Source organism: Pseudomonas farris (assembly GCF_019145235.1).
In the GTDB taxonomy this organism is placed as follows: Bacteria; Pseudomonadota; Gammaproteobacteria; order Pseudomonadales; family Pseudomonadaceae; genus Aquipseudomonas; species Aquipseudomonas farris.
Genome location: NZ_JAHSTV010000009.1, coordinates 156,002 through 178,363, shown reverse-complemented (window position 1 = coordinate 178,363; position 22,362 = coordinate 156,002). Strand labels below are relative to the sequence as shown.

At 60.2% G+C, this 22,362-nt stretch carries 21 protein-coding genes; 8 read left to right on the top strand and 13 right to left on the bottom strand.

Annotated features, from left to right (window positions below):
• Positions 1–31 precede the first annotated feature (31 nt).
• The 4 genes from KVG95_RS19910 to mreB form a co-directional block, all read right to left on the bottom strand.
• Positions 32–628 (bottom strand): Maf family protein, encoded by a 597-nt coding sequence (locus KVG95_RS19910; RefSeq protein ID WP_217857638.1) that lies wholly within the window; start codon positions 626–628, stop codon positions 32–34.
• A 90-nt stretch (positions 629–718) separates the two neighbouring features.
• Entirely contained in the window at positions 719–1,210 is a 492-nt protein-coding gene (mreD, locus tag KVG95_RS19905) for a rod shape-determining protein MreD (protein ID WP_038978956.1), read from the bottom strand.
• Entirely contained in the window at positions 1,210–2,358 is a 1,149-nt protein-coding gene (gene mreC, locus KVG95_RS19900; RefSeq protein ID WP_217857719.1) for a rod shape-determining protein MreC, read from the bottom strand. Before mreC ends, mreD begins: the two co-directional genes overlap by 1 nt.
• A gap of 143 nt (positions 2,359–2,501) precedes the next feature.
• Positions 2,502–3,539: a rod shape-determining protein MreB gene (mreB, locus tag KVG95_RS19895; protein WP_002555108.1), complete on the bottom strand. Its 1,038-nt coding sequence runs from the start codon at positions 3,537–3,539 to the stop codon at positions 2,502–2,504.
• A gap of 210 nt (positions 3,540–3,749) precedes the next feature.
• Between mreB and gatC the strand changes: the two genes are divergently transcribed.
• The 6 genes from gatC to KVG95_RS19865 all read left to right on the top strand — a co-directional run bounded on the left by gatC (position 3,750) and on the right by KVG95_RS19865 (position 8,974).
• Positions 3,750–4,037, top strand: a complete 288-nt coding sequence (gene gatC / locus KVG95_RS19890) for an Asp-tRNA(Asn)/Glu-tRNA(Gln) amidotransferase subunit GatC (protein ID WP_007901429.1) — start codon at positions 3,750–3,752, stop codon at positions 4,035–4,037.
• 16 nt (positions 4,038–4,053) lie between these two features.
• A complete protein-coding gene (gene gatA / locus KVG95_RS19885) occupies positions 4,054–5,505 on the top strand; it encodes an Asp-tRNA(Asn)/Glu-tRNA(Gln) amidotransferase subunit GatA (protein ID WP_007901427.1) in 1,452 nt (483 codons plus the stop codon).
• Between the two features lie 10 nt (positions 5,506–5,515).
• Positions 5,516–6,961, top strand: a complete 1,446-nt coding sequence (gatB, locus tag KVG95_RS19880; RefSeq protein WP_217857637.1) for an Asp-tRNA(Asn)/Glu-tRNA(Gln) amidotransferase subunit GatB — start codon at positions 5,516–5,518, stop codon at positions 6,959–6,961.
• A gap of 149 nt (positions 6,962–7,110) precedes the next feature.
• Positions 7,111–7,485, top strand: a complete 375-nt coding sequence (locus tag KVG95_RS19875) for a septal ring lytic transglycosylase RlpA family protein (protein ID WP_217857636.1) — start codon at positions 7,111–7,113, stop codon at positions 7,483–7,485.
• A gap of 50 nt (positions 7,486–7,535) precedes the next feature.
• Complete coding sequence (locus KVG95_RS19870) at positions 7,536–8,597, top strand: calcium/sodium antiporter (RefSeq protein ID WP_052965592.1); 1,062 nt, start codon at positions 7,536–7,538, stop codon at positions 8,595–8,597.
• 41 nt (positions 8,598–8,638) lie between these two features.
• Positions 8,639–8,974 carry a carboxymuconolactone decarboxylase family protein gene (locus tag KVG95_RS19865; RefSeq protein ID WP_225923234.1) on the top strand — a complete coding sequence of 112 codons (336 nt, stop codon included), beginning with the start codon at positions 8,639–8,641 and terminating at the stop codon, positions 8,972–8,974.
• 128 nt (positions 8,975–9,102) lie between these two features.
• Here KVG95_RS19865 and KVG95_RS19860 read toward each other — a convergent pair whose 3' ends face one another.
• From KVG95_RS19860 to kdgD, 5 genes are all read right to left on the bottom strand, one after another.
• On the bottom strand, positions 9,103–10,044 hold the full coding sequence (locus tag KVG95_RS19860; protein ID WP_217857634.1) for an AEC family transporter: 942 nt from the start codon (positions 10,042–10,044) through the stop codon (positions 9,103–9,105).
• 185 nt (positions 10,045–10,229) lie between these two features.
• A complete protein-coding gene (gene garD / locus KVG95_RS19855) occupies positions 10,230–11,783 on the bottom strand; it encodes a galactarate dehydratase (protein ID WP_217857633.1) in 1,554 nt (517 codons plus the stop codon).
• An 11-nt stretch (positions 11,784–11,794) separates the two neighbouring features.
• The gene (locus tag KVG95_RS19850; protein ID WP_050682833.1) at positions 11,795–13,162 is read right to left on the bottom strand and encodes an MFS transporter; all 1,368 of its coding nucleotides are present in this window, start codon (positions 13,160–13,162) and stop codon (positions 11,795–11,797) included.
• An 85-nt stretch (positions 13,163–13,247) separates the two neighbouring features.
• Positions 13,248–14,693, bottom strand: a complete 1,446-nt coding sequence (locus KVG95_RS19845; protein WP_217857632.1) for an aldehyde dehydrogenase family protein — start codon at positions 14,691–14,693, stop codon at positions 13,248–13,250.
• A gap of 60 nt (positions 14,694–14,753) precedes the next feature.
• The gene (gene kdgD / locus KVG95_RS19840) at positions 14,754–15,665 is read right to left on the bottom strand and encodes a 5-dehydro-4-deoxyglucarate dehydratase (RefSeq protein WP_052965597.1); all 912 of its coding nucleotides are present in this window, start codon (positions 15,663–15,665) and stop codon (positions 14,754–14,756) included.
• 235 nt (positions 15,666–15,900) lie between these two features.
• Here kdgD and KVG95_RS19835 point away from each other — a divergent pair, with 235 nt between their 5' ends.
• Both KVG95_RS19835 and KVG95_RS19830 read left to right on the top strand, forming a co-directional pair.
• Entirely contained in the window at positions 15,901–17,232 is a 1,332-nt protein-coding gene (locus KVG95_RS19835; RefSeq protein ID WP_217857631.1) for a phospholipase, read from the top strand.
• A 14-nt stretch (positions 17,233–17,246) separates the two neighbouring features.
• Entirely contained in the window at positions 17,247–17,438 is a 192-nt protein-coding gene (locus KVG95_RS19830; RefSeq protein ID WP_217857630.1) for a hypothetical protein, read from the top strand.
• 158 nt (positions 17,439–17,596) lie between these two features.
• On the opposite strand, the gene KVG95_RS19825 is transcribed toward KVG95_RS19830, so the two are convergent.
• From KVG95_RS19825 to KVG95_RS19810, 4 genes are all read right to left on the bottom strand, one after another.
• A complete protein-coding gene (locus tag KVG95_RS19825; RefSeq protein ID WP_038978943.1) occupies positions 17,597–18,346 on the bottom strand; it encodes a FadR/GntR family transcriptional regulator in 750 nt (249 codons plus the stop codon).
• Positions 18,347–18,524: 178 nt separating this feature from the next.
• A complete protein-coding gene (locus KVG95_RS19820) occupies positions 18,525–20,252 on the bottom strand; it encodes an ABC transporter ATP-binding protein/permease (RefSeq protein ID WP_217857629.1) in 1,728 nt (575 codons plus the stop codon).
• 96 nt (positions 20,253–20,348) lie between these two features.
• Positions 20,349–20,909, bottom strand: coding sequence for a response regulator transcription factor (locus KVG95_RS19815; RefSeq protein ID WP_007901386.1), 561 nt, complete (start codon positions 20,907–20,909; stop codon positions 20,349–20,351).
• Positions 20,902–22,164: an ATP-binding protein gene (locus KVG95_RS19810; RefSeq protein ID WP_007901384.1), complete on the bottom strand. Its 1,263-nt coding sequence runs from the start codon at positions 22,162–22,164 to the stop codon at positions 20,902–20,904. Before KVG95_RS19810 ends, KVG95_RS19815 begins: the two co-directional genes overlap by 8 nt.
• Positions 22,165–22,362: the final 198 nt, after the last annotated feature.

Below are 22,362 nucleotides of genomic sequence, written 5' to 3'. Positions count from 1 at the left end.
CGATAATGGCCGCATCTTGTCAGTACGACGCTCAACGCGCGTTAAAGGTTTGCCAACAGGGTATGCCGAAATGGCCGAGTAGCTCGCAGGTTTCGCACAGCGGCAATCCGACCACCGCCGAATAACTGCCGTTGAGCCCGGCGACGAACACCGCGCCCAGTCCTTGAATCCCATAACCGCCAGCCTTGTCCCGAGGTTCGCCGCTGGCCCAGTAGGCCGCGGCTTCGTCACGGTCGATGGTGCGAAAACGCACCAGGCTGCGCACCACCAAAGACTCGCAGCGCGAGCCATCGCGCACAGCAATCGCCGTCAGCACTTCATGTTCGCGCCCGGACAACAGCATAAGCATGGCGCATGCGTCGGCTTCGTCCACCGGCTTGCCGAGAATTTTCCCGTCCAGCACCACGGCGGTGTCGGCACCCAGCACGCAGAAATCCGCGTCGGACACGATCGTCCCGTGCCCGGCTTCAGCCTTGCCGCGCGCCAGACGCTCGACATAGGCCGATGGGGATTCTTCAGGTAAGGGGGTTTCATCGATGTCCGCGCTGATGACGGAGAACGACACGCCGATCTGCGTGAGCAGTTCACGCCGACGCGGCGAGCCTGAGGCGAGGTACAGCTGCTTCATCAAGACATCTCCCTGCTTGGCGCCCTGTCTCACAAATACTGTTCCTTTTTGGCGAGACAGGGCACCGGTGCGGGCACATGCCTGACCGAATTAATTGATTTTGTAGCGTCGACGCAACCCGCGCAAACCGTAGCTGATCCATGGCCAGAGCAACGCGCTGACCAGTGCCGGCAACACCAGCGCCAAGGTCGGCTGACGATTGCCGGTCAGGGCGCTCAGCCACAACTGAACCAGTTGGGCGAGGCCGAAGATCACCAGGATCACCAGGCTTTGTTGCCACATCGGGAACATGCGCAGGCGCTGTTGCAGCGATAGCACCAGGAAGGTAATGAGCGTGAGGATCAACGCGTTCTGGCCCAACAACGTGCCATACAGTACGTCTTCGGCCAGCCCCAGGCACCAGGCGGTCACCATGCCGACTTTCTGCGGCAGGGCCAACGCCCAGAAGGCCAACAGCAAGGCCAGCCACAGAGGACGCAGGATTTCCATGAATTGCGGCAACGGCGAAACGCTGAGCAGCATGCCAATGGCAAAGGTCAGCCAGACCATCCAGCCGTTCCGGGAGGAAGTTGCACCGCCCATTATTCTCTTCCCCCAGTGGTAGCCGGCGCGGAGACAGGCGGTTTGGCAGCAGGCTTCACGGCAGCGGGCTGGGCCGTCGGTGGTTTGGCGGCGGCCGGTGCCGTCGCGGGTGGCTTGCTGGCAGCATGGGCAGCGGCAGGTTTTGCCGGGGTCGCGACAGCAGGCGCGACAGCAGGTGCCGCCGCCGGAACAGCCGGAGCAGCGACAGTAGCCGGTATCACCGACACGGCCGGTTTAGGCACGGTCGCTGGAATGATCGGCCCACCGCCGTGCTGGTCCAGCGCTTCCTGAGCCTGGGCGGCTTCGTTGGCGCGCTCCTCGGCTGTGCGACCGTCACTGAACACCAACAGCAGATAACGGCTGCGATTCAACGCGGCGGTCGGCACCGCACGGACGATGGCGAACGGCTGACCGGAATCGTGAATTACTTCCTTGACCGTCGCCACCGGGTAACCCGCCGGGAAACGCTGGCCGAGGCCGGAGCTGACCAGCAGATCGCCTTCTTTAATGTCGGCGGTATCGGCCACATGACGCAGCTCAAGGCGTTCCGGGTTCCCGGTGCCGCTGGCAATCGCCCGCAGACCGTTACGGTTCACCTGCACCGGAATGCTGTGGGTGGTGTCAGTCAGCAACAGTACGCGGGAGGTGTACGGCATCAACTCCACCACCTGACCCATCAGACCGCGGGCATCGAGCACTGGCTGACCGAGGACCACACCGTCGCGCTCACCTTTATTGATGATGATGCGATGGGTAAAGGGGTTGGGGTCCATGCCGATCAACTCGGCCACTTCGACCTTTTCGTTGACCAGCGCGGAAGAGTTGAGCAACTCGCGCAGCCGAACGTTCTGCTCGGTGAGGGCGGCCAGCTTTTGCATGCGCCCCTGCAACAGCAGGTTTTCGGTTTTGAGTTTTTCGTTTTCGGCGACCAGTTCGGTCCGGCTGCCGAATTGGCTGGCCACACCTTGCCATAGCCGCTGCGGCAGGTCGGTGATCCAGTAAGACTGCATCAGCACCAGCGACATTTGGCTACGCACTGGCTTGAGCAGTGTGAAGCGGGCATCGACCACCATCAGCGCGACCGATAGCACGGCCAGCACCAACAAGCGCACGCCCAGTGAGGGGCCTTTGGTGAAAAGCGGTTTAATAAGCCGCTCCTCCCAGGCAAATGTTCTCTTTATTCATACGGCATCAAACCGGCCTGGATGCAGACTGACAGAAGATAAACGCCAACAGGCAGCACTGCAAAGTGCTGCCTGCGCGCTCAACAGCATAGAGGCGATCCGGCGACTTATTCGCTGGAAAGCAGATCCATGGTGTGTTTATCCATCATTTCCAATGCACGGCCACCGCCACGAGCAACGCAGGTCAACGGGTCTTCGGCGACGATCACCGGCAGACCGGTTTCCTGGGCCAGCAACTTGTCGAGGTCGCGCAGCAAGGCGCCACCACCGGTCAGTACCAGACCACGTTCGGCGATATCCGACGCCAGCTCCGGAGGCGATTGCTCCAGAGCACTTTTCACGGCCTGAACGATGGTGGCCAGGGACTCTTGCAGAGCTTCCAGCACTTCATTGGAGTTCAGGGTGAATGCGCGTGGAACGCCTTCGGCCAGGTTACGGCCACGAACGTCGACTTCACGAACTTCGCCGCCCGGGTAGGCCGTACCGATTTCCTGCTTGATGCGCTCGGCGGTGGATTCGCCGATCAGGCTGCCGTAGTTGCGACGCACGTAGGTGATGATCGCTTCGTCGAAGCGGTCGCCGCCAACCCGTACGGATTCGGCATAGACCACACCGTTGAGGGAGATCAGCGCGATTTCAGTGGTACCGCCACCGATATCGACAACCATCGAACCGCGAGCTTCTTCTACCGGCAGGCCAGCACCGATCGCAGCAGCCATCGGCTCTTCGATCAGGAATACTTCACGGGCACCGGCACCAAGGGCCGATTCACGGATGGCACGACGCTCAACCTGGGTCGATTTGCATGGAACGCAGATCAGCACACGAGGGCTAGGCTGCAGAAAGCTGTTTTCGTGAACCTTGTTGATAAAGTACTGCAGCATTTTTTCGCAGACGCTGAAGTCGGCGATCACACCGTCCTTCATCGGACGAATGGCAGCTATGTTGCCCGGCGTACGGCCGAGCATGCGCTTGGCCTCGGTGCCGACAGCAACGACACTTTTCTGGTTACCGTGTGTCCGAATAGCCACAACGGAGGGCTCATTCAGGACGATACCGCGCTCGCGCACGTAAATAAGGGTGTTGGCAGTGCCCAGGTCAATGGAAAGATCGCTGGAAAACATGCCACGCAGTTTCTTGAACATGGGAAAGGGACCCTAGGCAACGCGTGGGTAAAAAAGTGCGGCAAACTCTAACAACGACAGGGATTTTGGGCAAGGCGCCAATATGTTAAATTGGCCGCTTTTCTATGCACCAAGCCCCACAATCGCGGCCTTGAGACCGTAGAAATGCGGTAGTGTTCCGACAATCTAACACACGGACGCCGTCCGTTCTGTTTTCCACTGGAGAATCCCATGGCGCTTGAACGCTCCGACGTGGAAAAAATCGCTCATTTGGCCTGCCTTGGCCTCAATGATGCCGATCTTCCACACATCACTTCGGCCCTGAACAGCATTCTCGGGCTGGTCGACGAAATGCAAGCGGTCAATACCGACGGTATCGAGCCGCTGGCCCACCCATTGGAAGCGAGCCAGCGTCTGCGTGCAGACGTCGTGACCGAAACCAATCATCGCGAGGCCTATCAGTCCATCGCACCAGCGGTCGAAAACGGCCTGTATCTGGTTCCGAAAGTCATCGACTAAAGGGAAAGAGCCTGCAATGCATCAATTGACTCTGGCCGAGATCGCCCGCGGACTCGCCGATAAAAAGTTTTCTTCCGAAGAGCTGACCAAAGTCCTGCTGGCGCGTATCGCCCAGCTCGACCCGCAGCTCAACAGTTTCATCAGCCTCACCGAAGACCTGGCGCTCCAGCAGGCGAAAGCCGCTGACGCTCGTCGGGCCAACGGTGAGAGCGGCGCCCTGCTCGGCGCGCCGATCGCGCACAAAGACTTGTTCTGCACCCAAGGCATCCGCACCAGCTGCGGCTCGAAGATGCTCGACAACTTCAAAGCACCGTACGACGCCACCGTGGTCGCCAAACTGGCTGCTGCCGGGGCCGTGACCTTGGGCAAGACCAACATGGACGAATTCGCCATGGGGTCGGCCAACGAGTCGAGCTACTACGGCGCGGTGAAAAACCCGTGGAACCTGGAACACGTTCCGGGCGGCTCGTCTGGCGGTTCGGCTGCTGCGGTTGCCGCTCGTCTGTTGCCAGCGGCGACGGGCACCGACACTGGAGGTTCGATTCGTCAACCCGCCGCGCTGACTAACCTCACCGGCCTGAAACCGACATACGGTCGCGTTTCGCGCTGGGGCATGATCGCTTACGCGTCCAGCCTCGATCAGGGCGGCCCATTGGCCCGCACCGCCGAAGACTGCGCGATCCTGCTGCAAGGCATGGCCGGTTTCGACCCGCAGGACTCCACCAGCATCGACGAACCCGTGCCTGATTACAGCGCCGGCCTCAACGGTTCGCTGCAAGGCCTGCGCATCGGCGTGCCGAAGGAGTACTTCAGCGCAGGTCTCGACCCGCGCATCGCCGACCTGGTCATGGCAAGCGTAGAAGAGCTGAAAAAGCTCGGCGCCGTGGTCAAGGAAATCAGCCTGCCGAACATGCAGCACGCAATCCCTGCGTATTACGTGATCGCCCCGGCGGAAGCGTCTTCCAACCTGTCGCGTTTCGACGGCGTGCGTTTCGGCTATCGCTGCGAAGACCCGAAAAATCTGGAAGACCTGTACAAGCGTTCCCGTGGCGAAGGTTTCGGCCCGGAAGTGCAGCGCCGGATCATGGTCGGCGCCTACGCGTTGTCGGCCGGTTACTACGACGCCTACTATTTGAAGGCGCAGAAGATTCGTCGTCTGATCAAGAACGACTTCATGGCTGCCTTTAATGAGGTCGACATCATCCTCGGCCCAACCACGCCGAACCCGGCCTGGAAGCTCGGCGCCAAGAACAGCGACCCGGTCGCTGCGTACCTGGAAGACGTCTACACCATCACCGCCAACCTCGCCGGTCTGCCGGGCTTGTCCATGCCTGCAGGTTTTGTCGATGGCCTGCCGGTCGGCGTGCAATTGCTCGCCCCGTATTTCCAGGAAGGCCGCCTGTTGAACGTTGCCCATCAGTATCAGCAGAACACTGACTGGCACACCCGCACCCCAACCGGCTTCTGAGGAGAAACACATGCAATGGGAAGTCGTGATCGGGCTGGAGATTCATACCCAGCTCACCACCCGGTCGAAAATCTTTTCCGGTAGTTCCACCACCTTCGGTTCCGAGCCGAACACCCAGGCCAGCCTGGTAGACCTCGGCATGCCCGGCGTACTGCCGGTGCTGAACCAGGAAGCGGTGCGCATGGCGGTGATGTTCGGCCTGGCCATCGATGCCGAGATCGGTCAGCACAACGTGTTCGCCCGTAAAAACTATTTCTACCCGGACTTGCCCAAGGGCTACCAGATCAGCCAGATGGAATTGCCGATCGTCGGCAAGGGCCATCTGGACATCGCTCTGGAAGACGGCACAGTCAAACGCGTCGGCATTACCCGCGCGCACCTGGAAGAAGACGCCGGTAAAAGCCTGCACGAAGAGTTCAACGGTGCCACCGGCATCGACCTGAACCGCGCCGGCACGCCGTTGCTGGAAATCGTTTCCGAGCCGGACATGCGCAGCGCCAAGGAAGCCGTGGCTTACGTCAAGGCTGTCCACGCGCTGGTGCGTTACCTGGGCATCTGCGACGGCAACATGGCCGAAGGCTCGCTGCGTTGCGACTGCAACGTGTCGATCCGTCCGAAAGGCCAGGCTGAATTCGGCACCCGCTGCGAGATCAAGAACGTCAACTCGTTCCGCTTCATCGAGAAGGCGATCAATACCGAAGTCCAACGTCAGATCGAGTTGATCGAAGACGGCGGCAAGGTGATCCAGCAGACCCGTCTGTACGATCCGAACAAAGACGAAACCCGTCCGATGCGCAGCAAAGAGGAAGCCAACGACTACCGTTACTTCCCCGACCCGGACCTGCTGCCGGTGGTCATCGAAGACTCGTTCCTCAACGACGTGCGCGCCACCCTGCCGGAACTGCCACCGCAGAAACGCGAGCGCTTCCAGGAACAGTTTGGTCTGTCGGTCTACGACGCCAGCGTCCTGGCCACCAGCCGCGAGCAAGCCGATTACTTCGAGAAAGTTGCGAGCATCGGCGGCGACGCCAAACTGGCGGCCAACTGGGTGATGGTTGAACTGGGCAGCCTGTTGAACAAGCAAGGCCTGGACATCGACCAGTCGCCGGTCTCGGCCGAGCAACTGGGCGGCATGCTGCTGCGCATCAAGGACAACACCATCTCCGGCAAGATTGCCAAAGTGGTGTTTGAAGCGATGGCCAACGGCGAAGGCAGCGCAGACGAGATCATCGACAAGCGCGGCCTCAAGCAAGTGACCGACACCGGCGCAATCTCGGCGGTGCTGGACGAAATGCTCGCGGCCAACGCCGAGCAGGTCGAACAATACCGCGCGGCAGACGAAGCCAAACGCGGCAAGATGTTCGGCTTCTTCGTCGGCCAGGCCATGAAAGCCTCCAAAGGCAAGGCCAACCCGCAACAGGTCAACGAACTGCTTAAAAGCAAGCTCGAAGGCTGACCGGAATGGAGCCAGATCTTAAGCCTGGCTCCATTCCCTTGTGGGAGCGGGCTTGCTCGCGAACGCGGTCCGGCACTCAACACAAGGTTGACTGTCAGAATGCATTCGCGAGCAAGCCCGCTCCCACATTTGTTTCCGGGATACCTTTTATGAAGCGTCTGCTCAGTGCCTGCGCCCTGCTCTCTCTGCTGGCCGGTTGCGCCAGCACGGATATTGTTGAGCCACACGGCTACGACAAGACCGGCGTAGCTTCGTATTACGGCGCCAAACACCATGGCAAACGCACCGCCAGTGGCGAGCGTTTCAACCAGCACGGCCTGACCGCCGCCCATCGCCAGTTGCCGTTCGGCACCCGAGTGAAGATTACCAACCTGAATAATGACAGGTCCTGCGTGGTGCGCGTCAACGACCGCGGGCCATACTCTCGTGGGCGCCTGATCGACGTGTCACGCGAAGCGGCCGAACAGTTGGGCATGCTGCGCAGTGGCACCGCGAAAGTTCGCGTGCAAGCCCTCGACGACTGATAGACGGAGCGCTGACTATTTTCGGACTTGCCGATTTACCCCTGATCAGCGTGATTGAATTGTTCAGCGGTCTGTTTTTACTGATCGCCGGTGCCGAACTGATGGTGCGCGCCGCTGTGCGCCTGGCCGCGCGACTGCATGTGCGGCCGCTGATCATCGGCCTGACCATCGTGGCCCTCGGCAGCAGCGCACCGCAGATGGCGGTCAGCCTGCAAGCCACCCTGGCGCAAAACGCCGACATCGCCGTCGGCAGCGTGATCGGCAGCAGCATCTTCAACATCCTCGTCACCCTCGGGCTCTCGGCGCTGATTATTCCGCTGCGGGTTTCGCGGCAATTGGTGCGCCTGGATATTCCGCTGATGATCGGCGCCAGCCTGCTGGTGTTCGTACTGGCTTGGAATGAAGAACTGAACCGCACAGACGGCATTATTCTGTTAGGCGCGCTGGTGCTGTATCTGGGCTTGCTGCTGCGCCAGTCGCGGCACTCGGCCCGTCCGTCATCGAGCGCTCATGACGCACCGCAGGCACCATGGTTCAGCAGTTTGCTGATGATCGTCGCCGGGCTGGCGATGCTGGTGTTCGCCGGGCACTTGCTGCTCGGCGCCGCAGTGGCGGTCGCGACCGACCTGGGGTTATCAGAGCGGATCATCGGCCTGACCATCGTCGCCGTCAGCACCTCCCTGCCGGAGCTGGCCACTTCGTTGATCGCCGCGTTGCGCGGTCAGCGGGACATCGCGGTGGGCAACGTGATCGGCAGCAACCTGCTCAACCTTTTGGGCGTGCTCGGGCTCACGGCATTGATCGCGCCGTCGCCGCTGTCGGTCTCGCCCAACGCCCTGGATTTCGACCTGCCGGTGATGCTCGGTGTCGCGGTGCTGTGCCTGCCGGTGTTCTATTCCGGCTACCGGGTGACGCGCGCCGAAGGCCTGCTGTTCTTGGGTTTGTACCTGGCCTATGGGCTGCACGTGGTGTCGTTCACCACTGGAATGCCACTGGCCGGCAAGCTTGAACACCTGATGCTGTTTTTCGTCCTGCCGGCGCTGGGGGCGTTTTTGCTGTTCACGTCGCTGCGCGCCTGGCGTCGCCAACACCACAAGAGGGAATTGCCGTGAGCACTGATAAAAAGCCTGGGGTTGAAGTCCGCCGCCAAGTGATGGGCGACGTCTTCGTCGACCGCGCCTTGGGCAACGCCACCGAGTTCACTCAGCCGCTGCAGGACTTCGTCAATGAACACGCTTGGGGCGGTGTGTGGAACCGTGAAGGTCTGCCACTGAAAACCCGCAGCCTGATCACCCTCGCCGCGCTGACCGCATTGAAGTGCCCGCAAGAATTGAAAGGTCACGTGCGCGGCGCGCTGAACAACGGCTGCACCGTGGAAGAAATTCGCGAGGCGCTGCTGCATTGCGCGGTGTATGCCGGCGTGCCGGCGGCGATCGATGCGTTTCGGGCGGCGCAGGAAGTGATTGATAGCTACCAGAAGCCTGAGTAAGTCGCTGACATTTCTGGTGGCTGTTCAGTCGTCTTCGCGAGCAAGCCCGCTCCCACATTTGGAATGCATTCCCCTGTGGGAGTGGGCTTGCTCGCGAATGGATCTAAAAAACACCACAAATCCTGAAGCTAAATCCACCCACCCCACTGCAACAAAAAGATCCCGACGTTGGTGGTGACCGCCGCCATCAGCGTGGTAATCACGATGATCGCCGCCGCCAGTTCATGATTGCCATTGGCCTGCCGAGCCATGACGAAACTGGCCGCAGCGGTCGGGCTGCCGAAGTAAAGAAACAGAATCCCCAACTCCGCCCCGCGAAAACCCCAGAGCCAGGCACCAAGCGTCGCCAGCACCGGCAGACCGATCATCTTCACCAGGCTTGAACTCAGCGCCATCGTGCCGCTTTTGCGCATCGCCGCCAGCGACAACGTGCCACCGATGCAGATCAACGCCAACGGCAAAGTGGTTTGTGCCAGGTACTGGCCGGACTTTTCCAGCCACCCCGGCAAACCGATTTCGAAATAGGCAAATGGCGCCGCCGCAAACACGCTGATGATCAACGGGTTGACCATCACGCTTTTGCAGATACTCCACGGGTCAGACTTGATCACCGGGCTGTAGACCGCCAGCACGATGGTCGAAAGCGTGTTGTAGAAAAGGATCACCAGCGCCGCGAGAATCGCCCCGAGGGAAATCCCGTAGTCGCCGTACATGCTCGCCGCCAGTGCCAGGCCGATAACGCCGTTGTTACCGCGAAACGCGCCTTGGGTGTAAATGCCCCGGTCTTCCCGCGGGCATTTCCAGATCGCCCAGCCCCAGGCAATCGCAAAACACAGCAGCGTCGCGACCGAGAAATAGATCAGCAACGCCGGTTGCAACGCCGCGTGCAGGTCGGCATGCAAGATGCCCAGAAACAGCAACGCCGGCATGGTGACGTTGAACACCAGGGCCGACGCGGTATGAATGAAATTGTCGTTGATCCAGTCGATGCGCTTGAGCAGCGCCCCCAGAAACAGCATGGCAAACACCGGCGCGGTGATGTTCAGGGTTTCGAGGAAAATAGCCAGCATGCCGGGAGAACCTTGGGTGGGCGTCGTTAGGGGGCTAATGATAAGCCACTGGGGACGTTGGCGTCTGGTAGAACGCCTTCGCGAGCAAGCCCGCTCCCACATTTGATCAATGTCGAACACAAAATTTGTGCACGGCGAAAATCCACTGTGGGAGCGGGCTTGCTCGCGAAGCAGGCGACTCGGTCTCAGGTAATAGGCGCAGGGTTGAACAAGGTAATGTCGTTATGCAGCTTATGCTGCTCCGCCCACGTCTGTTTCTTGCCGCTGGCCACGTCCAGGTAGTAGTGGAACAACTCCCAGCCAAGCTCCTCAATCGACGCCCGCCCGGTGGCAATCCGCCCGGCATCGATGTCAATCAGGTCCGGCCAGCGCTGCGCCAGTTCTGTGCGGGTCGACACCTTCACCACCGGTGCCATCGCCAACCCATAAGGCGTACCCCGCCCGGTGGTGAACACATGCAGGTTCATCCCCGCCGCCAACTGCAACGTTCCGCAGACAAAATCACTGGCCGGGGTCGCGCAGAAAATCAGACCTTTGCGCTTGAAGCGCTCGCCAGGGCCAAGCACCCCGTTGATCGCGCTGCTGCCGGATTTGACGATTGAGCCCAGGGACTTCTCGACAATGTTCGACAACCCGCCCTTCTTGTTCCCCGGCGTGGTGTTGGCACTGCGATCCGCTTCGCCCTTGGCCAGGTAACGGTCGTACCAGTCCATTTCCCGCACCAGTTCCTGAGCGACATCCTCGGTTTCGGCGCGGGACGTCAGCAGGTAAATCGCGTCGCGCACTTCAGTGACTTCGGAAAACATCACCGTCGCACCGGCCCGCAGCAACAGGTCCGAGGCATAACCGAGCGCCGGGTTGGCGGTGATGCCAGAGAACGCATCGCTGCCGCCGCACTGCATACCAAGGATCAGCTCGGACGCCGGCACGGTTTCCCGACGACGCAGGTCGAGCTTCTTCAAACGAGTCTCGGCCAGCGCCATGATCTGCTCGATCATCTCGGTAAAACCGTGACTGGAATCTTGCAAACGGTATAACCACGGCTCGCTGAGATCGACCGAACTGTCGTTCTCGTGCATCACCTGCCCGGCCTGCAATTTCTCGCAGCCCAGGCTGATCACCAGCGCTTCACCACCCAGGTTCGGATTGCGCGCCAAGTTGCGCACAGTGCGAATCGGGATGTACGCGTCGGTGGCGGTGATCGCCACGCCGCAGCCGTAACTGTGGGTCAGCGCCACCACGTCGTCGACGTTAGGGTACTTGGGCAGCAACTCGTCCTTGATGCGCTTCACCGCATGATCCAGCACGCCGGTAACGCACTGCACGGTGGTGGTGATGCCGAGAATGTTGCGCGTGCCGACGGTGCCGTCGGCGTTGCGATAACCCTCGAAGGTGAAGCCTTCCAGCGGTGCCTGCGCGGCCGGCACCTCGGTGGACAGCGGCAAGCTGTCCAGCGGTGGCGCGGTCGGCATGCGCAGTTGATCTTCCTTGACCCAGCTGCCGCGAGAAATCGGCTGCAACGCGTAGCCGATCGTCTGGCCGTAACGAATCACCTGGCCGCCCTCGGGAATGTCCTCGAGCGTGACCTTGTGGCTCTGCGGCACAAAATCCACGGTGACCAGGCCATCGGGGAATTCAGTGCCGGCCGGCACGCCCTGATCGTTGACCACGATCACCACATTGTCCCGCTCGTGCAGGCGGATGTAGCGCGGCGAGTCGGAATGTTCAATCAACTGCATGACGCCGCTCCTCAGGAATGCGCTTCAGATAACTTATTGTTGGTTTCAGGACCGCTGACTGGCGGCTCTTTGAGCACCACACGTTTGATCGGGCCAACGATCACCAGATAGCTGAACACCGCCACCAGCGCGTTGCAACCAACGAACACCAACGCCCATTTGAACGAGCCGGTGGAGCTGATGATGTAACCAATAACGATCGGCGTGGTGATCGACGCGATGTTGCCGAAGGTGTTGAACAGGCCACCGCTGAGACCGGCGATCTGTTTCGGCGAAGTGTCAGACACCACCGCCCAGCCCAACGCACCGACGCCTTTGCCGAAGAATGCCAAGGCCATGAAGCCAACGACCATCCATTCAACGTCTACATAGTTGCAGGCCACGATGCTACTGGAAACCAGCAGGCCGGCGATGATCGGCGCCTTGCGGGCGAAGGTCAGCGAGTGGCCTTTACGCAGCAGGTAATCGGAAATCACCCCGCCGAGCACACCACCGATAAACCCGCAGATCGCTGGCAACGAAGCAATGAAACCGGCCTTGAGGATGGTCATGCCGCGTTCCTGCACCAGGTACACCGGGAACCAGGTCAGGAAGAAGTAGGTGATGCCGTTGATGCAGTACTGGCCCAGATACACGCCGAGCATCATGCGGTTGGTCAGCAGCTGGCGGATGTAGTCCCACTTCGGACCGTCGCCCTTTTTGCCTTTGCCTTTGTCCTGGTCCATGTCGACCATGCCGCCGTTGTCGGCGATGTGCTTGAACTCGGCGTCGTTGATCATCGGGTGTTGGCGCGGGCTGTAGATCACCTTCAGCCAGATCCCCGAGAAGACAATGCCGATCACGCCCATGACGATGAACACATGCTGCCAGCCGAAGGAATAAACGATCCAGCCCATCAGCGGCGCGAACAACACGGTGGCAAAGTATTGCGCCGAGTTGAAGATCGCCGAGGCGGTACCGCGTTCTGCTGTCGGAAACCAGGCCGCCACGATGCGTGCGTTGCCGGGGAAGGATGGCGCTTCGGCCAGGCCCACCAAAAAGCGCAGCATGAACAGCGCAACCACCGCCGTGGACATGCCGAACTCACCGACATAGCCCTGCAGCACGGTGAACAGCGACCAGGTGAAAATGCTCAGCGCGTAGATTTTTTTCGAACCGAAACGGTCCAGCAGCCAGCCACCGGGAATTTGCCCGGCCACGTAGGCCCAACCGAATGCGGAGAAGATATAACCGAGGGTGACCGCGTCGATGCCGAGGTCTTTTTGCAGGCTGGAGCCGGCGATTGCGATGGTGGCCCGGTCGGCATAGTTGATCGTGGTCACCAGAAACAGCATGAGCAGGATCAAATAGCGGACGTGAGTCGGCTTGGTCGATTGCATTGTAGATGTACTCCCACTGATTATTTTTATGCGCGGGTGAATCTGTTGTGTTGCGGTATCGATACCGATACCGCGGTGTTTCCTGTCAGGAGCCGATGTAGCTGGTTTTTACGACCGTATAAAACTCTTGCGCATAGCGACCTTGCTCACGTGATCCATAGGATGAACCTTTACGCCCACCAAACGGAACGTGGTAATCCACGCCGGCGGTCGGCAGGTTGACCATCACCATCCCGGCCTGGGAGTGGCGTTTGAAGTGGTTGGCGTACTTCAGCGACGTGGTAGCGATGCCCGCCGACAGACCGAACTCGGTGTCGTTGGCCATGGCCAGCGCCGCCTCGTAATCGGCGACGCGAACGATATTGGCTACCGGGCCGAAGATCTCTTCGCGGCTGATACGCATCGCCGCTGTGCTGTCGGCAAACAGCGTCGGGGCGAGGAAGTAGCCTTCGGTGTCGCAGGTCACCAAGCCACCGCCGCTGACCAGACGCGCACCTTCGGACTGGCCGATGTCGATGTACTTCATGTCTTGTTCAAGCTGAGCCTGCGAGACGACCGGACCGATATCAGTGCCGGTTTTCAGCGCGTGGCCAACCTTGATCGACTTCATGCGCTCGGCCATGGTTTCAACGAATTTGTCGTGAATCCCGGCGGTGACGATGAAGCGGCTCGACGCGGTGCAACGCTGGCCGGTGGAATAGAATGCGCTCTGTACCGACAGCTCGACCGCTTGTTTGAGGTCGGCGTCATCCAGAATGATCTGCGGGTTCTTGCCGCCCATTTCCAGCTGAACCTTGGCCTGACGCGAGACGCAGCTGACGGCGATCTGACGACCCACGCCCACGGAACCGGTGAAGCTGATGCCGTCGACTTTCGGGCTCTGCACCAGCGCATCGCCAACCACGCGACCGCTGCCCATCACCAGGTTGAACACGCCGGCCGGGAAGCCTGCGCGGGAGATGATTTCCGCCAGCGCCCAGGCACAGCCCGGAACCAGATCAGCAGGTTTCAGCACGACGCAGTTGCCGTAAGCCAGGGCCGGAGCGATTTTCCACGCCGGGATCGCAATCGGGAAATTCCACGGGGTGATCAGGCCGACCACACCCAACGCTTCACGGGTCACTTCAACGTTGACGCCCGGACGCACCGACGGCAAATAGTCGCCGGACAGGCGCAGGCATTCACCGGCGAAGAACTTGAAGATGTTGCCGGCGCGAGTCACTTCGCCGATGGCTTCGGGCAGAGTCTTGCCCTCTTCCCGGGCCAGCAAAGTGCCGAGCTCTTCGCGGCGGGCGAGGATCTCGCTGCCGACTTTATCCAGTGAATCGTGGCGAGCCTGAATACCCGAAGTGGACCAGGCCGGGAACGCGGCGCGAGCAGCGTCGATAGCGGCGTGGACCTGAGCCAGATCGGCCTTGGCATAGTCGCCGATGGTATCGGTCAGCTCGGACGGGTTGATGTTGGCGCAGTAATCACTGCCCGCCACCCATTCGCCGTTGATGTAGTTATCGAAACGCATTGAATCAGCCACTGAAATCTCTCCTCACGCAAAAAGCCGCTGATCGCTCAGCGGCCTTGGTTTTATCGAGTGTTATTGCGCACCCTGCTTGTCGATCAGCGCGGCGAGCATTTCGTACTCTTCGCCCGTCAGATCGGTCAGCGGCGCACGCACAGGACCTGCGTCGAAGCCTGCGATTTTTGCCCCGGCCTTGACGATGCTCACCGCGTAACCGGCCTTGCGGTTACGGATGTCCAGGTACGGCAGGAAGAAGTCGTCGATGATCTTGCCGACGGTGGCGTGATCTTCGCGAGCAATGGCGTGGTAGAAATCCATCGCGGTTTTCGGGATGAAGTTGAACACCGCCGAGGAGTAAACCGGCACGCCCAGCGCCTTGTAGGCCGCGGCGTAGACTTCAGCGGTCGGCAAACCGCCCAGGTAGCTGAAACGATCACCGAGGCGGCGACGGATCGACACCATCAACTCGATATCGCCCAGGCCATCCTTGTAACCGATCAGGTTCGGGCAGCGCTCGGCCAGACGTTCCAGCAAAGGAGCGGTCAGGCGGCAGACGTTGCGGTTGTAAACCACCACGCCGATTTTTACTGATTTGCAGACCGCTTCAACGTGGTCGGCAACACCGTCCTGGCTGGCTTCGGTCAGGTAGTGCGGCAGCAGCAACAGGCCTTTGGCGCCCAGACGCTCGGCTTCCTGAGCGTATTCGATGGCTTGACGAGTCGAACCGCCGACACCGGCCAGGATCGGTACGCTGGTCGCGCAGGTGTCGACGGCTGTCTTGATGATTTCCGAATATTCGCTGGCCGCCAGAGAGAAGAACTCACCGGTGCCGCCCGCGGCGAACAATGCCGAGGCGCCGTATGGGGCCAGCCATTCGAGACGTTTGATATAGCCCGCGCGATGGAAATCGCCCTGAGCATTGAAGTCGGTGACCGGGAACGACAGCAGGCCGGAAGAAAGGATGGACTTCAGTTCTTGTGGATTCATTATTCGAACACCCTGGGTAGCAACGTTGTGTGAGAAAACCGTTCAGCCTTCGCCGAAGTTGTAGGTCATCGTACAACTTAAAATACAACCGTCAACTGCATTTCATCGCGAGCCGCAAAATTCGCGTCGGAAAAAGTAATTCCTTGACGTAGGAAAGTTCTCATCTATGATCCAGATAGCTGTATATACATACAGCTAAATTTGATTCTACCTACGACATATCAAGGAGCTAGAAATGTCAGGTCTACACGCACAACCGAAGGAAAATACCCGACAGGTCATTGCCGATCTGGATGATCTTTTTACCGAGCACGGCATCGCCCTTTCTGGCAATGGCGACACCCTTAAACTCACCGCCGGCAGCCATCACGGCCTCAAACATCAGCGCCAGGGCCTGCTGTCGACGCCACCAAAAAATGCGCTGAAAGGCGCGCCCCAGTTGAGGTTTGAGGGTGCAGAACATACCGCGATCGGCGACAGCACCCTGCTGCGCTTCGTCAAGGATGCACCTGCCATACCGGCCTCGCAGGTGGAGTTGCACCTGCCCAATGGCCTGGCATTGACCTATGGACAAGTGATTGCGCTGGGGGGTGATTTTTATGGAATTCCCGATCAACCGATCTGCGAAGGCACAACAGCCGCAGACCGAATCCAGCGCTTTACCAACGCCTTCAACTCCCTGGCGGTACTGCCGGCCTCAAACGCCGAGGCGAAGCTGATCCTCAGTGTCATGCAGAAGGAAATCGCCGCCATCAATCAAGCGATCAGGGACGGCAAACAGCCTCACGAGGCTTATGACGCCCTCGGTGATACGTTGTCGGAAGAGTGGAACAAGATCACCGGCGGCGGCAGCTTCGTCTCCGCGCTGTTCCCTTTGGGGCGTTATCTGAAGCTGGCCGCCAACAATGCCGACCACTTTGCCGAATGGGCGTTGCTGGCCTACATCGCCGGGCACACGTCAGCGCTGCAACAAGCAGTGCTGGCCCACAACAGCGGCGATGAAAAGCAGTTGGAGCTGGCCTATGCGATGAACGCTTTTGCCGATCACTACCTGACCGACCTGTATTCCGCCGGCCACCTGCGAGTACCGCGCAAACAGTTGGCGGCGGTGGTCACGCCCAGTGATCTCGGCTCGCTGATTACCCGCTTCATGCACGATGAAGACAGCAAGTTCGGCCTCAACGTGAGCAATGGCAACGGCGATCGCTGGCACGCCTACGGCGACAAGCGCTACTTCGATGCCATCGACAGCGCCAATCGCGCCCAGGTGAATCAAGCGGTTCAGGTGTCTGCGGATGAAGTGTTCGCGGCGTACCTCAGTGGCACTGCCCTGTCGGCCGGCAGCTTTGCAGCGTTGAAAAGGCTGCCCGACCTGCAAGCGGTACGGAACCCGGCAGGCAATTTCTCGCCACTGTTCAAAGTCGAGGGCAACAAGGTGTTGCGGCGCAAGGACGTCAACAACCTCAACGATACCGCCACCGTTGACGACTGGTGGGGCTGGAGTACCTATCTGCTGCTCAAGGACTACCAACCAACCGGCGTGCTGAACTCAGCGGCCAATGCCTGATAAGGAGATCACTGATGACTATCAAACTGAAACTGGAACTGGTTTCTGGCCAATCGCTGAAAGGTGCGCCGCTGGAGTTGCTGTCCAAAGGCGTGCCGATTGCCCGGACGGTCGTGGATGAGCGCGGGCATGCGGTCTTCGATGCCAAACCTGGGGCTGCTGAGTTGGCGGTGAGGGTGGATCGTTCGATTTTGAGGACTGGCTGAAGTTACTGCGAGATGGCCGCCGGCCCTTTCGCGAGCAAGCCCGCTCCCACATTGGATCTTCGGTGAACGCATTTTTTGTGAACAACCGAGATCAAGTGTGGGAGCGGGCTTGCTCGCGAAAGCGATCTGTCAGGCAGCAAATCACCCAACCTGCAAACCTATCCCCGCTGTGCCTGCGCCTCTTCATGCGCCTGGCGCAACCGCTCGCGGCTATTCGTCAGGTGCAAACGCATGGCCGCCCGCGCCGCATCGGAATCCTGGCGGGCAATTGCGTCATAAATCTCTTCATGCTCGCGACTCAGGCGACTCATGTAGTGCTGCTGATCGTCGTGGGCCAGGCGCGCAGAGTTGAGGCGCGTGCGCGGAATGATGCTGGTGCCCAAGTGGGTCATGATATCGGTGAAGTAGCGATTGCCGGTGGCCAAGGCAATTTGCAGATGGAACTGGAAGTCCGAAGCCACCGCATCGCTGGCGTGGGAGGCGCTTTCATTCAGCGCGTCCAGCGCCGCTCGCATCAACGCCAACTGCTCAGCGCTGCGACGTTGCGCGGCAAGGCCGGCGGATTCCACTTCCAGGCTGATACGCAGCTCCAGAATTGCCAGCACATCCCGCAGCGTTACCACAGTGGCCGGGTCGATACGAAAACCGCTCGGGCTTGGAGTGTCGAGCACGAAGGTGCCGATGCCGTGACGGGTTTCAACTTGCCCTGCTGCCTGCAAACGGGAAATCGCTTCGCGCACCACGGTGCGGCTGACGCCATGGGCATCCATGATCGCCGACTCGGTGGGCAATTTGTCGCCACGTTTGAGGTGACCGTCGCGGATCTGCTCGGACAGCACCGTCACCAGTTCCTGAGCGAGGCTGCGGCGCTTGCGAGGGAGGCGAGGTGCGTCGATCGGGTTTTCCATGGTGAACGTCTGTCTCGAAAAAAGCGGCTGAAACCGCATCATAGCTCAACACGGTTGTACGATCACCACCACTCCCTGTGGGAGCGTGGCTTGCCCGCGATGAACGATAACGCGGTTCTGCAGGTGAACCGCGTCGAGGCCATCGCGGGCAAGCCCGCTCCCACAGGTCAAGTGGTGTTTATGCGGTCACCGTCTGATCCACCAAATGGCCATTCTCGATACGCACATGCCGTGGATGGAAACGCTTCAGGCTGCTGCGATGCCCGACGCTGACGATGCTCAGCCCCGGTAATTCATCGATCAACGCCTGATACAGCGACGCTTCATCCTCTTCATCCATCGCCGAAGTCGCTTCGTCCATGTACAGCCATTGCGGCGCATAAAGCAGCGCACGAGCGAAGGCCAGTCGTTGCTGCTCGCCCGGCGAAAGCATGCGCTGCCAGTGGTTGGCTTCATCCAGACGCGAAACCAGGTGTGGCAAGCGGCAGGTTTCCAGCACGTGGACGTAGCGCTCGTGCGGGTAGGTGTCGCCGGGCTGTGGATAACTCAGCGCCTCGCGCAAAGTGCCAATCGGCAGATACGGTTTTTGCGGCAGGAACAGATAACGCCCCGTCGGCAGGCGGATGCTGCCGTGGCCGGCCGGCCAAAGGTGCCCCATCGCCCGCAGCAACGTCGATTTGCCGCTGCCGGAACGACCGCTGAGCATGACGCGCTCGCCCTCCTCCACCGTCATGTCGGCGTTGGTCAGCAGGTGACGACCGTCAGCGAGGTCGAGACCAAGGTTATGCACCTTCAACGCCGAGCCATGATTCTGCACGTCGATGGCCGGTGCGCGTTCTTCGTTGTCGGTCATGGCCTGACGGAAACTCAGCAGACGATCACACGTGGCGCGCCACGCAGCGAGATTCTGATACGCACTGATAAACCAGCTGAAACTCTCCTGCACGTTACCGAACGCCGAACTGATTTGCATCAGATCGCCGAGTTCGATCTTGCCAGCGAAGTAACGCGGTGCAGCGACCATGAACGGAAAGATGATGGCGGCCTGGCTATAACCGGAGGTGAAGAACGTCAGACGCTTGGACACCTTCATGATGTCCCAGAAATTGCGCCAGACCATGCCGAAACGGCTGCTCAAACGACGGTTTTCATTGGGCTCACCGTTGTACAACGCAATGCTTTCGGCATTTTCGCGAACCCGGACCATGGAAAAACGCAGGTCGGCTTCGAAACGTTGTTGCTGGTTGTTCAGGCCGATCAAACGGCGGCCGATCAAATGCGTCAGCCAGCTGCCGATCACGGCATAGACCAGCACACACCAGAACATGTAGCCGGGAATGGTGAAACCGAACACTTCGATACTGCCCGACACGCCCCACAGAATGATCGAGAACGACACCAGGCTGACAATGTTGCGAAGCAAACCAATGCCCAGTTCCAGGGTGTTCGAGGTGAAGTTGTTGAGGTCTTCGGAAATCCGCTGGTCCGGGTTATCGGTGTAACCGCCCTGTTCCAGCTGGTAGTAATTCTTGTTGCCGAGCCAGCGGGCAAAATGCTTTTCGGTGAGCCAGGCTCGCCAGCGGATGGTCAGCATCTGGGTCAGATAGAGCCGGTAGACGGCAGCGATGATTGCCACCGCGGCGATCCCGCAGAAATACAGGATCAGCCGCCAGAAGGCCGCCTCGTCCTTTTGTTGCAGGGCGTTGTAAAAATCCTTGTACCAGGTGTTGAACCACACCGAGAGCCCCACGCTGACCAGCGACAATGCGATCACCGCGATCAGCAACGTCCAGGCCTTGCCCTTCTCTTCGCTGCGCCAGTAAGGCGTGGTCATCGCCCAGACTTTGCGAAAAAACTGCCCGCGCACAGCATCGTTGACCGCGGAATATTCAGCGTTCTGATTCATGGATAAGGCTCGATAAAGAAAAGAACACACACGAGCCGATCATAAATGATCGACCCGGCTTGTAACGAGGTGTGACAACAATTGTTCAGCGCCGGTTCAGCGACGGACCGGACGCTTCTGCAGTTTGCGTTGCAGCGTGCGGCGGTGCATGCCCAAGGCGCGGGCAGTAGCGGAGATGTTGCCTTCGTGCTCGGTCAGTACGCGCTGGATGTGCTCCCACTGCAGGCGGTCCACGGACATCGGGTTTTCCGGCACCAGCGTGTCGAGGTCGGCGTGCTCGGAGAGCAACGCGGCCAGCACGTCATCGGCGTCCGCCGGTTTGCACAGGTAATTGCAGGCGCCGCGCTTGATCGCCTCGACGGCGGTGGCAATGCTCGAGTAACCGGTGAGGATCACTACGCGCATTTCCGGGTCCAGTTCGAGCAGTTTCGGCAGCAACACCAGGCCCGAATCGCCGTCCATTTTCAGATCAAGGGCGGCGTAATCCGGGATGTCGGCCTGGGCGATGGTCAGGCCTTCTTCGGCGGAACCTGCTGTGCTGACGCGAAAACCGCGGCGGGCCATGGCGCGGGCCATCACGCGGGTAAAGGTTGCGTCGTCGTCTACCAGCAGCAAATGCGGCAGTTCTTCGCCTTCGACTTGGATCTCGTCACTCATGTTCGTCTCCTCGGGCGACACGGGGCAGGCGCAGCTCGGTAAGCGTGCCACCTTCCTCATGACTGTAGAGTTTCACTGAGCCGCCGGCGCGTGTCACGCTGGCCTTGCTCAAAAACAGGCCCAGGCCGAAACCTTTGCCCTTGGTGGTAAAAAACGGTTTGCCAATCTGCTCGGCAATGGCCAGTGGCACACCGGCGCCATGGTCGCGAATGCTGATGGTCAAATCCTCGGCATTCCAGTCCAGGGTCACTTGCAAGCCTTCGGGGCACGCATCGGCGGCGTTGTTCAGCAAATTTAGCAGGGCTTGGGTCAGATCCGGCGGCGGCGCCATGCGCGGCACGGTCCCCTGGCCCAGGCGCTGGAAGCGGTAACTGGCTTCCGGGCGCATCAGGTGCCAGCGGTTCAGGGCTTCGTCGAGCCAGTCGGTGACGTCCTGCATCTCCACCGCCAAGCGACGATTGGCTTCCGCCGCCCGAACTAACTGCTGCAAGGTCTCTTTGCAGAGTTTGACCTGATCCTGCAGCACGCTCAAATCGTCCTGCAATAGCGGGTCTGGATGGTCCTGACGCATTTCCTTGAGCAACACGCTCATGGTCGCCAGCGGCGTGCCCAGTTCATGGGCGGCGCCGGCAGCCTGGGTCGCGACGGCCAGCAATTGCTGATCGCGCAGGCCTTCTTCACGACGAATGGCGCGCAATTCTTCCTGACGACGCAGCTCCTCGGCCATGCGAGCGGCGAAGAACGTGATCACCGCTGCCGCCAGAGCAAAGCTCAGCCACATGCCGTAAATCTGCAAGTTCTCGCGGGCGATAGGGAATGTTTCCAGCGGGTAGAACCGCGCCAGCAGCAACGTATAAAGCGCCAGGGCGATTCCCGACAGAATCACCGAATAGCGCCACGGCAGCGTCACGGCGGCGATGGTCAGCGGCACCAGGTAATAAGAGACGAACGGATTGGTCGAACCGCCTGAGAAGTACAGCAAGGCACTGTGGATAAACAGGTCGCAGGCCAGTTGCACGGCGTATTCGAGCTCGGTCACCGGCCACGACGTGCGCAGGCGAATCGCGGTCAGCGCGCAGAGCACCATGGAAAAACCGAGGGTGATCGCCAATTGCAGCCAAGGCAACGGCAGCAGGTCAAACCAGTAGGCCAGGCCTACGGAACCGGCCTGAGCGGCCAGCACCAACGTGCGGATGAACGTGAGCCGCCAGAGGTTCTGGCGAGTGGCGGAAGTGATTTGAACGGGGGCGAGCATGAGCTCTCCTGATGAGCGCTCCAGGCGGATCGCACGGAGTATAACCAAGCCGCGGGCCTGAGAGGCGAAAGTGCGGCAAACGACCACAGCCACCAAGCAATGTATCTGTGACGAAATAACCCTGTGGCGAGGGGGCTTGCCCCCGTTCGGCTGCGAAGCAGACGCAGATCGGCTGACGCGGATTGACTGATAGAACAC